14 protein-coding genes and 1 pseudogene are annotated in these 9,594 nt (G+C 67.0%); 1 reads left to right on the forward strand and 14 read right to left on the reverse strand.

Going from position 1 to position 9,594, the window contains the following annotated elements; genetic code table 11:
* Positions 1–81 precede the first annotated feature (81 nt).
* Positions 82–1,866: a signal peptide peptidase SppA gene (gene sppA / locus A5779_RS15345; RefSeq protein WP_064883269.1), complete on the reverse strand. Its 1,785-nt coding sequence runs from the start codon at positions 1,864–1,866 to the stop codon at positions 82–84.
* 83 nt (positions 1,867–1,949) lie between these two features.
* Between sppA and A5779_RS15350 the strand changes: the two genes are divergently transcribed.
* Positions 1,950–2,876, forward strand: coding sequence for an LLM class flavin-dependent oxidoreductase (locus A5779_RS15350; protein WP_064883271.1), 927 nt, complete (start codon positions 1,950–1,952; stop codon positions 2,874–2,876).
* 73 nt (positions 2,877–2,949) lie between these two features.
* Here A5779_RS15350 and rplO read toward each other — a convergent pair whose 3' ends face one another.
* The 13 genes and pseudogenes from rplO to A5779_RS15415 all read right to left on the reverse strand — a co-directional run.
* Positions 2,950–3,393 (reverse strand): 50S ribosomal protein L15, encoded by a 444-nt coding sequence (rplO, locus tag A5779_RS15355; protein WP_064883273.1) that lies wholly within the window; start codon positions 3,391–3,393, stop codon positions 2,950–2,952.
* Positions 3,393–3,578: a 50S ribosomal protein L30 gene (rpmD, locus tag A5779_RS15360; protein ID WP_029106891.1), complete on the reverse strand. Its 186-nt coding sequence runs from the start codon at positions 3,576–3,578 to the stop codon at positions 3,393–3,395. Before rpmD ends, rplO begins: the two co-directional genes overlap by 1 nt.
* A gap of 2 nt (positions 3,579–3,580) precedes the next feature.
* A complete protein-coding gene (gene rpsE / locus A5779_RS15365) occupies positions 3,581–4,237 on the reverse strand; it encodes a 30S ribosomal protein S5 (RefSeq protein WP_072279034.1) in 657 nt (218 codons plus the stop codon).
* A gap of 25 nt (positions 4,238–4,262) precedes the next feature.
* Positions 4,263–4,670: a 50S ribosomal protein L18 gene (rplR, locus tag A5779_RS15370; protein ID WP_055109948.1), complete on the reverse strand. Its 408-nt coding sequence runs from the start codon at positions 4,668–4,670 to the stop codon at positions 4,263–4,265.
* Between the two features lie 2 nt (positions 4,671–4,672).
* Positions 4,673–5,212 carry a 50S ribosomal protein L6 gene (gene rplF / locus A5779_RS15375; protein ID WP_055109950.1) on the reverse strand — a complete coding sequence of 180 codons (540 nt, stop codon included), beginning with the start codon at positions 5,210–5,212 and terminating at the stop codon, positions 4,673–4,675.
* 13 nt (positions 5,213–5,225) lie between these two features.
* Positions 5,226–5,624, reverse strand: coding sequence for a 30S ribosomal protein S8 (gene rpsH / locus A5779_RS15380; protein WP_029106887.1), 399 nt, complete (start codon positions 5,622–5,624; stop codon positions 5,226–5,228).
* Positions 5,625–5,723: 99 nt separating this feature from the next.
* Entirely contained in the window at positions 5,724–5,909 is a 186-nt protein-coding gene (locus A5779_RS15385; protein ID WP_003892855.1) for a type Z 30S ribosomal protein S14, read from the reverse strand.
* 4 nt (positions 5,910–5,913) lie between these two features.
* Entirely contained in the window at positions 5,914–6,477 is a 564-nt protein-coding gene (rplE, locus tag A5779_RS15390) for a 50S ribosomal protein L5 (RefSeq protein WP_055109951.1), read from the reverse strand.
* A complete protein-coding gene (gene rplX / locus A5779_RS15395; protein ID WP_003883431.1) occupies positions 6,477–6,794 on the reverse strand; it encodes a 50S ribosomal protein L24 in 318 nt (105 codons plus the stop codon). Before rplX ends, rplE begins: the two co-directional genes overlap by 1 nt.
* Positions 6,794–7,162 (reverse strand): 50S ribosomal protein L14, encoded by a 369-nt coding sequence (gene rplN / locus A5779_RS15400; RefSeq protein ID WP_003883432.1) that lies wholly within the window; start codon positions 7,160–7,162, stop codon positions 6,794–6,796. The genes rplX and rplN overlap by 1 nt, the downstream gene beginning before the upstream one ends.
* Positions 7,163–7,417: 255 nt before the next feature.
* Complete coding sequence (locus A5779_RS15405; protein ID WP_064883275.1) at positions 7,418–8,293, reverse strand: formylglycine-generating enzyme family protein; 876 nt, start codon at positions 8,291–8,293, stop codon at positions 7,418–7,420.
* 36 nt (positions 8,294–8,329) lie between these two features.
* Positions 8,330–9,028 (reverse strand): hypothetical protein, encoded by a 699-nt coding sequence (locus tag A5779_RS34525; RefSeq protein ID WP_236734776.1) that lies wholly within the window; start codon positions 9,026–9,028, stop codon positions 8,330–8,332.
* Positions 9,029–9,031: 3 nt separating this feature from the next.
* Positions 9,032–9,594: pseudogene (locus A5779_RS15415) on the reverse strand (arylsulfatase); the annotation flags it as partial.

The following is a 9,594-nucleotide window of genomic DNA, read 5'->3' on the forward strand; positions in this document are numbered from 1 at the left end:
TCAATAGTTGCCAAGATCTGACGTTACAGCCCCGCGGCCGACAAAGCGCCGCCCGCTACCGCGTCGTAACTATCGCAAGCGTCAAAACCGGGGTTCTCCCAGCCAGAGCGCGTGGGATCCGGTCACCGCGCGCCCGGCGTTCTCGAGTACTCCGACCACCGATTGCCCCAGCAGGTTGCCGACGGCCTGCGGCACCGACGCGGCTGCGGGTTGAGAGGAGGGCTTGGGCCGCAACATGTCCAACCAGGACGAACCGGGATAGCTCAGCACCCGCACCTTGGTGTCCGGATCCAACCCGGCCAGGACCTTGGCGCGGGTGACCGCGGTACGTAGGCCACCGAGTTCGTCGACGAGGCCGTGCCCCTTGGCGTCGGCGCCCGTCCAGATCCGACCGCGCGCCACCTGGTCCACCTGCTCGACCGAGAGCTTGCGCCCCTCGGCCACGCGGGTGATGAAATCGGTGTAGAGCAGGTCGGTCTCGGCTTCGATTTGGGCGTGCTGTTCGTCGGTGAACGGTGAGTTCGACGACCAGGCATCGGCATTCGGGTTGGTACGCAAGGAATCCGATCCGACGCCCAACTTGTCCTTGAGCTCACGGGAGACCAACTTGCCGGTGATCACACCGATGGACCCGGTGATGGTGCCCGCATTGGCCACGATCTCGTCTGCGGCCATCGACACGTAGTAGCCGCCCGATGCTGCCACCGCCCCCATCGAGGCGACGATGGGCTTACCGCGCTCGCGAATCCGAACCACCTCGCGCCAAATGGTTTCCGACCCGGACACCGAGCCGCCGGGGCTGTCGACGCGCAGCACGATCGCCGACACCTCATCGTCGGCAGCGGCCTCACGCAGAGCCGCGGCGATGGTGTCGCCGCCGGCACTGGAATTACCCAGCGGCAGCACCTGTGGCCCGCCGCGGCCGCTCACGATCGGGCCGTGCAACGTCACCAGCGCGATCGTTGGCTTCGACTTACGGCCCGGTATCTGTGGCGTCGGAACCTTCGGAGTGGTCCGCGCATAGCGCGAAAGATAAAGCCGCGGTGGAGCATCGGGGTGACTGTCGGCATCGGCGCCTGCCTCGGTCGGCCCGCCCGACAGTTCCCCGATGCGTGAATAGGCTTCGTCACGGAACCCGATCCGGTCGATCAGGCCGGCGGTGACGGCGTCATCTCGCAGCACCGGCGCCTTGTCCGCCAGTACGTTGACCGCCTCCGAGGTCAGGCCCCGCGATTCGGCGATGGCCTGCCACACCTGCGATTGCAGGCTTTCGATCATCCGGCCGTCGGCCTCACGCTGCGCGTCGGTGTAGCGGGCTTCCGTGAAAACGTTTGCCGCGGACTTGTATTCGCCGCGCGCGACGAACTGTGCCTCGACACCCACCTTGTCCAGCGCGTCGCGCAGGAACATTGCATTGGTGGCGAAACCGACCAGCCCGACTGTGCCCGAAGGCTGCATCCACACTTCGCGGAAGGCGGATGCCAGGTAATAAGACAGCGTGCCGGGGTACGTCTCGGCCCAGGCCACCGTGGGCTTCACCGCGCTGAACGCCGCGATGGTATCCCGCAGTTCCTGTACCGGGCCGGGCGCAGCAGCGGGCAACTGCACCCGCGCGATCAACCCGGCCACCCGGTCGTCCTCGGCTGCGCGGTGGATCGCGGCGACGGCCTGCCGCAACACCAGCGGGCGGCCCCCGCCCGCGATCACGGCCAACGGATCGAATCCGGCGGTCTCCGGCGGGGTCGACATCAGATCCAACTCCAGCACACACCCGTTGGGCACTCCGTTGTGCCGGGCGGTGTCCACGCGCCGGGCCAACACCTTGAGATCGTCCGGGCCGGGTAGTCCTGGGAGAAAAGCGAACATGGACCGAGCCTACCGATCGGCGGATTCCGCGCGCGGCGACGAGAACTGTCGCCCTACCGGACCACCGTCGTACCGTGAGACGGGTGACGTTCTCCATCTCGCTCCCGCAACTCGATCACGACGGCTTCGACGACGCGGCCTTCAAGGCGTATCTGGCCCGCGCCGAGGAACTCGGTTTCGAGGGCGGTTGGACGATCGAGCAGACCGTGGGGCCGGCACCGACGATCGCCCCGTTGGAGCTGTTGTCGTATGCCGCGGCGGTCACCACGAGGCTGCGACTGGGGGTCGCGGTTCTGGTCACCTCGTTGCACGACCCGTTGCAGTTGGCTTCGGCGATCACGGCGGTGGACCGGCTCAGCCACGGCCGCCTCGACGTCGGCGTGGCCCCGGGCGGCAGCTTCCGGCAGTTCCCGGCGTTCGGGGTGGACTCGTCGACATTCATCTCCAGCTTCACCGAGGGTTTGGAGTTGATGAAAGCCGCCTGGTCGGATGAACCCCGGATCACCTTCCACGGTCGCTTCCGCGATGTCGACGATCTGGCCATCAGCCCCAAACCCGTTCAGCGACCACACCCGCCGATCTGGTTCGGGGCCAACGCGCCGAGGGCTCTGGCGCGGGCGGTCCGTTACGGCGATGCGTTTCTGGGAGCCGGCTCGTCGACCACCGCGGCCTTCGCCGAGGCGGTCCGGACGGTGCACCGCGAAATCGACGAGCAGGGCAAGGATCAGGCCGGATTCCGGATCGGCAAGCGGGTGTATCTGATCGTCGACGACGACCCTGCCCGTGCTCGCGAGCGGGTGGACGCGGGCCTTCGGCGGATCTACGGGGACCGGACGCACCTGGGCGAGGTGGCGGTCGCCGGGACTGTGGACGACGTGGTCCGGGGTCTGCGCGAGGTGCTCGAAGCGGGGGCACAGACCGTCGTACTCAACCCCACCGGCGCCACGATCGCCGAGGACCGCGAACAGATGGAACGGCTTGCTGCCGACGTGATCCCGCAGCTCACCTAGCCCCGCCAACAGACACAAAACTGCCCCAAAACCGAAGTCTTGGGGCAGTTTTGTGTCTGCTCGCGCAGCGAAACTAGAGCTCGGTAGCCGAACCGCCGGCAGCGGAGATCGCCTCACGGGCGCTACCGCTGAACTTGTTGGCGGTCACGTCGACCTTGACGGCCAGCTTGCCGTCGCCGAGCACCTTCACCAGGCTGTTCTTGCGAACGAGGCCCTTGGCAACCAGCTCGTCGACACCGATGGTGCCGCCCTGCGGGAAGGCCTTGGCGATGTCGCCGACGTTGACGACCTCGTACTCGGTCCGGAAGCGGTTCTTGAAGCCCTTGAGCTTCGGCAGCCGCATGTGGATCGGCATCTGGCCACCCTCGAACGTCGCGGGGACGTTCTTGCGGGCCTTGGTGCCCTTGGTACCACGACCGGCGGTCTTACCCTTGGAGCCCTCACCACGACCGACGCGGGTCTTGGCCTTCTTCTCTCCGGGGGCGGGCCTCAGGTCGTGAAGCTTGATAACGGACATCAGGACTTCACCTCCTCCACCTCGATGAGGTGATGAACGGCCTTGATCAGACCGCGGGTCTGCGCGTTGTCCTCACGCACCACGGACTGACGAATCTTCTTCAGCCCCAGGGTCCGCAGGCTTTCGCGCTGCTTCCAGCGTGCGCCGATGGTTCCGCGCACCTGGGTGATCTTGAGTTCTGCCATGGTTATGCCGATCCCTCACGCGCTGCTGCGGCAGCAAGCGCTTCGCTCTCGCGCCGGGCCTTCAGCATGCCGGCCGGCGCCACGTCCTCGAGGGGCAGACCGCGACGGGCCGCCACCTCTTCGGGACGCTGGATCATCTTCAGCGCGGCAACGGTGGCATGCACCACGTTGATCGCGTTGTCACTGCCCAGCGACTTGGCCAGGATGTCGTGCACGCCGGCGCATTCCAGCACCGCGCGAGCCGCACCACCGGCGATCACACCGGTACCCGGGCTGGCCGGACGCAGCATCACCACACCGGCAGCGGCTTCGCCCTGAACCGGATGGACGATGGTGCCGCCGATCAGCGGAACCCGGAAGAAGCCCTTGCGAGCCTCCTCGACGCCCTTGGCGATGGCGGCCGGAACTTCCTTGGCCTTGCCGTAGCCGACGCCGACCATGCCCTTGCCGTCACCGACGATGACCAGCGCGGTGAAGCTGAAGCGCCGACCACCCTTGACCACCTTGGAGACGCGGTTGATCGACACCACGCGCTCGATGTAGTTGCTCTTCTCGCCGCTGTCGCGGCCACCACGGCCACCGCGGTCGTCGCGGCGGCCACGGCCACCGCGGTTGTCGGAAGCGCCTGGGCCGCCGGCACCAGTTGCCTGCTCGGCCATCATGCAGTCCTCTCGTTGACAGTCATCAGAATTTCAGCCCGCCCTCGCGCGCGGCATCCGCCAGCGCGGCGATCCGGCCGCCATAGGTGTAGCCACCGCGGTCGAACACAACCGTGTCGACGCCGGCAGCCTTGGCACGCTCGGCGATCAGCTGACCGACCCGAACGCTGTGCGCCTTTTTGTCACCCTCGACGGCACGCACGTCGGCCTCGATCGAGCTGGCAGCCGCCAGCGTGACGCCTTCCAGGTCGTCGATGAGCTGGACGTGGATGTGCCGTGCCGAGCGGTTGACCACCAGACGCGGGGTCTCGGCGGTGCCGGAGACCTTCTTGCGCAACCGGGCGTGCCGACGCAGCCGGGAGTTACGGCGAGTCTCAGAGATGTTCTGCCCCACCGGCTTGCGGACGGCGGCAGCTTGAGTCTTTGCAGCCATGGTTACTTACCTGTCTTTCCGACCTTGCGGCGGATCTGCTCACCCTCGTAACGCACACCCTTGCCCTTGTACGGGTCGGGGCGGCGCAGGCGGCGGATGACCGCGGAGATCTGACCGACCTTTTGCTTGTCGATACCCGTGACCGAGAACTTGGTGGGCGTCTCGACGGCGAAGGTGATGCCCTCGGGCGCCTCGATCACCACGGGGTGGCTGTAGCCGAGTGCGAACTCCAGGTTGGAACCCTTGAGTGCGACGCGGTAGCCGACGCCGAAGATCTCCATCTTGCGGGTGTAGCCCTCGGTGACGCCGGTGACCAGGTTGGCCACCAGGGTGCGGGAGAGCCCGTGCAGGGAGCGGCTGCGCCGCTCGTCATCGGGACGGCTGACCACGATGGCGCCGTCTTCGTTGCGCTCGACGGTGATCGGCTCGGCGACATCGAGGGTCAGGGTGCCCTTGGGGCCCTTGACCGAGACGTTGCGGCCGTCAATCGTCACATCGACCCCGGCTGGAACCAGGACCGGCTGCTTACCAATACGCGACATGTCTTCTATCCCCTCACCACACGTAGGCGAGGACTTCGCCGCCCACGCCGCTTCGTGCCGCCTGACGGTCGGTGAGCAGGCCCGAGGACGTGGAGATGATCGCCACGCCCAGGCCGCCGAGCACCCGAGGCAGATTGGTGGACTTTGCGTAAACCCGCAGACCGGGCTTGCTCACGCGACGCAGGCCGGCGATGCTGCGCTCACGGCTGGGGCCGTACTTGAGCGACACCACCAGGGACTTGCCGACGCGGGCATCCTCGGTGCGGTAATCGGAGATGTAGCCCTCTTTCTTGAGGATCTCGGCGATGTTCGCCTTGATCTTCGAGTGGGGCAGGGTCACCTCATCGTGGTACGCCGAATTGGCGTTGCGCAGACGTGTCAAGAAGTCTGCGATCGGGTCAGTCATCGTCATGACAACCGGCTCACCTTCCTCGCGGCGGTTCCCTGTTCAGGGCCTTCCGCAACCTGTTTGGATTGGTCTGTGTGGTCTACTGCGCAGATGCCGGCTGGATTACCAGCTGGACTTCTGCACACCGGGCAGCTCACCTGCGTGCGCCATCTCGCGCAGGCAGATACGGCAGAGCCCGAACTTGCGGTAGACCGAGTGCGGGCGACCGCACTTGTTGCACCGCGTGTACGCGCGAACCGCGAACTTGGGCTTCTTGTTGGCCTTGTGGACCAGCGCCTTCTTTGCCATGTGCTCAGTTCTCCTTGAAGGGGAAGCCCAGCGCCTTCAGCAGCGCACGGCCTTCGTCGTCGTTGGTCGCCGAGGTGACCACGGTGATGTCCATACCGCGGGGACGGTCGATGGAATCGACGTCGATCTCGTGGAACATCGACTGCTCGTTGAGGCCGAAGGTGTAGTTACCGGTGCCGTCGAACTGCTTGCCGTTGAGGCCGCGGAAGTCGCGGATACGGGGCAGGGCGATGGAGATCAGCCGGTCCAGGAACTCCCACATCCGGTCGCCGCGCAGCGTGACGCGCGCGCCGATGGGCATGCCCTCGCGCAGCTTGAACTGTGCGATGGACTTGCGGGCCTTGCGGATCTCCGGCTTCTGGCCGGTGATCAGGGCCAGGTCGGCGACCGCGCCGTTGATCAGCTTGGCGTCACGGGCGGCGTCACCGACACCCATGTTGACGACAACCTTGACCACGCCGGGGATCTGCATGACGTTGTCGAACTCGAACTGCTTGTTCAGCGCCTCGCGGATCTCTTCGCGGTAGCGCTGCTTCAGGCGGGGCTGAACCTTTTCTGGTGCGGTCATCAGATGTCCTTGCCATTGGTCTTGGCGATGCGGACCTTCTTGCCGGTCTCTTCATCGACGCGGTAACCCACACGAGTCGGCTTGCCGTCGGAATCGACCACCATCACGTTGGACACGTGGATGGCGGCTTCCTGGGTGACGATGCCACCCGACGATGCGCCACGCTCGTTCTGCGACTGGGCAGTGTGCTTCTTGATCCGGTTGACGCCCTCGACCAGAACCTTGTCGCGGGTCGGGTAGGCCTCGATGACCTTGCCCTTCGCGCCCTTGTCCTTGCCCGAGACCACCAGAACGGTGTCGCCCTTGTGGACCTTCATCACAAAACCTCCGGCGCCAGCGAAACGATCTTCATGAAGCGCTTCTCGCGCAGTTCGCGGCCGACCGGCCCGAAGATGCGGGTACCGCGCGGGTCGTTGTCGGCCTTGATGATGACGGCCGCGTTCTCGTCGAACTTGATGTAGCTGCCGTCGGCGCGGCGACGCTCCTTGACGGTGCGGACCACGACGGCCTTGACGACATCGCCGCGCTTGACGTTGCCGCCGGGGATGGCGTCCTTGACGGTCGCAACGATGACATCACCGATGCCGGCGTAGCGTCGCGATGAGCCACCGAGCACGCGGATGCACAAGATCTCCTTGGCGCCCGTGTTGTCGGCGACCTTCAACCGCGATTCCTGCTGAATCACTCGATCTCCTGACCTGGATTTGTATGCACGCCAGATACCGACCTGGACGTGCGCGGTCTTTGTTACCGAAGGGCACGCAGGGCCGACTCTTAAACAGCAGTCAACCGAGGTCTGCCCAAGGCAACCCCTACATAGTAGGTGAGCACGGCGAATGCACCAAATCGCCGCAGATCTACTCGCCGAACGTGCGGTGAGATCGCATCTGCGGGCTGAAACGCGATCTGCACGCACACTCGGCGTGAGTGCGTCGCGGGGTCAGCTGGTCACGCAGCGGAACCCGATGTGGGTGGTCGAGCTGTCCTGTGACTGCGGTGATCGCGCGGCCGGGCGGTAGCGGTGACAGTACTCCGGCGCGCAGAGGTGCGAACCGCCCTTGAGCACCTGGTTCACCATCGGATCGGGGTCCGCGGGCGGTGGGCAGCACGCGGGCGCGTCGGCATCCGGCCGGTGATGTCCGGCGAATCGGGTGGTGGTCCACTCCCACACATTGCCGATCATGTCGGCCAAGCCGAACGCGTTGGCCGGGAAGCTTCCGACCGGTGAGGTGCCACGCCAGCCCAGCGCGCCGTCGTTGCGGTACGGGAACCGGCCCTGCCAGGTGTTGGCCATGAGCGCTCCGCCGGGGGTGACGTCGTCGCCCCAGGCGTAGGTGCCCTCGACTCCCCCGCGGGCGGCGTACTCCCACTCGGCTTCGGTGGGCAGCCGGCGGCCGGCCCAGGCGGCGTAGGCCGCCGCATCGGGATAGGCGACCTGCACGACGGGGTGGTCCGGTGCGGCGGGCTCGCGGTCGGGGCCGAAGGGCCGACGCCAGTTGGCGCCGGGCGCCCAGTCCCACCACTGCCGCCAGTCCCGCAGGTCGACCGGGCCCTCGGCGGGCCTGAACACCAGGGCGCCGGGCACCAGGTCCGCCTCGTCCACACCGGGATACAACGCGGGGTCCATCGGCTGTTCGGCGACCGTCACGTATCCGGTGGCCTCGACGAACGCGCCGAACTGGGCAGTGGTGACCGGATGTTGTTCGATGGCGAACGCACCGACGGTCACGGCGTGCACAGGGGCTTCTTCGGGGTAGAACGCCGTCGAGCCCATCCGGAAGGTCCCGCCGGGAAGCTCGATGAGTTCGGTGGCCACGCCACCGAGGCTAGTCGCGCCCGGCCATCGGTCGGCTCAGCCCGGCATGGTGATGCCGAAGTCGGCGAGCAGCGCCGCACTGGCCTGGTCGAATTCCGGTGTGCCACTTGGGGCTTCGACGCGCACGGCGGCCAGGAAGTCGCCGCCGTTGGTCCACACGTGAACGATCCGGTCGGCGTAGCGGATGCCCTTGCCCGGCCGGTCGGCCAGGACGCCCATCAGCTTCTGCCCGCTGTAGCCGCACAGGTCTCCGGGCAGCACGCTGACGCTGTTGATGGAGAACTTCGCGACGCGCTCGTTGCTGTACTGGTCGAAGGCGTCCTGCGCGTCCGCGGTGGTCGGGGTGAGCCTGACCTCGGCTGTCACCCCAGCCGGTCCGGCCAGCCGCACGGTCTCCTCATGCGGTACCACCTCGGTGAACCCGTCGGGTATCCCGACGGTGAGCGTCGGTGAACCGGGCGCCGGGCTGCGCACCGTGACGGTCGGTCCGCCCGGGGGTGGGCAGGTGATCTCACCGGCGGCCAGTGCCCGCCTGGTCGTGGGTTCGACGCCGTAGGCGGGCAGGGCGAATTCGGGTGCGGGCCGGCTCGACGAGGTGGTCACCGCGGGAGCGGTCGTGACCGGTGCCGCCACGGTGGTGGCGGGGGCGACCGGGCTGTTGGCGGGGCCGCCGTTGCCGCAGCCCACCATCGCGACGACAGCCAGTGCACCGACACCCATCGCCATCGGGTTCATCGATCAGTCCTTGGCGAAAGCGGCTGCGAGTCCGCGTTCGAGGTCCTGATACGGCTCGCCGGACAGGTCGACGGTGACCTGCCGGATGGTGCCGCCGGTGAAGGCGAACGGTGCCCGGTACTGCTGTGACACCGCCGATCCCGTGTTGCGGCCGATGCAGATGCCACCCCCGGCGAGCGCGAACATGCCGGGGTGGGTCTGCATCCCCGCCAACTCGGCCACCGCGGTGTCGTCGACGTACAGCGCGGTGTCGCCGAGCGGGGTGTGGCTGCCCTCGACAGTGCCGGCCCGCCGGTACTGCACACCGAAGATGTGCCGTCCCAACGGGATCGGATCGGGTGAGACCAACGTCTGCTCGTGCTCACCGAGGAAGTTGTAGACGTACTGCAGCCGGCCGTCGGCGAGGAACAGCACGTGGCCGCCGTGTGCGCCGCCCTGTTTGAACAAGACGCCCTGCGCGTCGGCGCTGTCCACGGTGACTTCGGCGAGCACCGTGAACGACTGCCCGCGCAGTTCGGCGGCCGCACCCAACCCGACCTCGGCGGTGTGCGGGTAGTAGGTGTATC

Origin of the sequence: Mycolicibacterium peregrinum (genome assembly GCF_001665625.1) — a bacterium.
Taxonomy (GTDB): Bacteria; Actinomycetota; Actinomycetes; order Mycobacteriales; family Mycobacteriaceae; genus Mycobacterium; species Mycobacterium peregrinum_B.

Excerpts from the sequence above, each read along its gene's own strand:
- rpsE (WP_072279034.1), bottom strand. The coding sequence starts at position 4,237 with ATGGCCGAGCAGGCAACTGGTGCCGGCGGCCCAGGCGCTTCCGACAAC.
- rpsH (WP_029106887.1), bottom strand. The coding sequence starts at position 5,624 with ATGACGATGACTGACCCGATCGCAGACTTCTTGACACGTCTGCGCAAC.
- sppA (WP_064883269.1), bottom strand. The coding sequence starts at position 1,866 with ATGTTCGCTTTTCTCCCAGGACTACCCGGCCCGGACGATCTCAAGGTG.
- A5779_RS34525 (WP_236734776.1), bottom strand. The coding sequence starts at position 9,028 with ATGAACCCGATGGCGATGGGTGTCGGTGCACTGGCTGTCGTCGCGATG.
- A5779_RS15385 (WP_003892855.1), bottom strand. The coding sequence starts at position 5,909 with ATGGCAAAGAAGGCGCTGGTCCACAAGGCCAACAAGAAGCCCAAGTTC.
- rpmD (WP_029106891.1), bottom strand. The coding sequence starts at position 3,578 with ATGGCAGAACTCAAGATCACCCAGGTGCGCGGAACCATCGGCGCACGC.
- rplR (WP_055109948.1), bottom strand. The coding sequence starts at position 4,670 with ATGGCTGCAAAGACTCAAGCTGCCGCCGTCCGCAAGCCGGTGGGGCAG.
- rplX (WP_003883431.1), bottom strand. The coding sequence starts at position 6,794 with ATGAAGGTCCACAAGGGCGACACCGTTCTGGTGGTCTCGGGCAAGGAC.
- rplF (WP_055109950.1), bottom strand. The coding sequence starts at position 5,212 with ATGTCGCGTATTGGTAAGCAGCCGGTCCTGGTTCCAGCCGGGGTCGAT.
- rplE (WP_055109951.1), bottom strand. The coding sequence starts at position 6,477 with ATGACCGCACCAGAAAAGGTTCAGCCCCGCCTGAAGCAGCGCTACCGC.
- rplO (WP_064883273.1), bottom strand. The coding sequence starts at position 3,393 with ATGTCCGTTATCAAGCTTCACGACCTGAGGCCCGCCCCCGGAGAGAAG.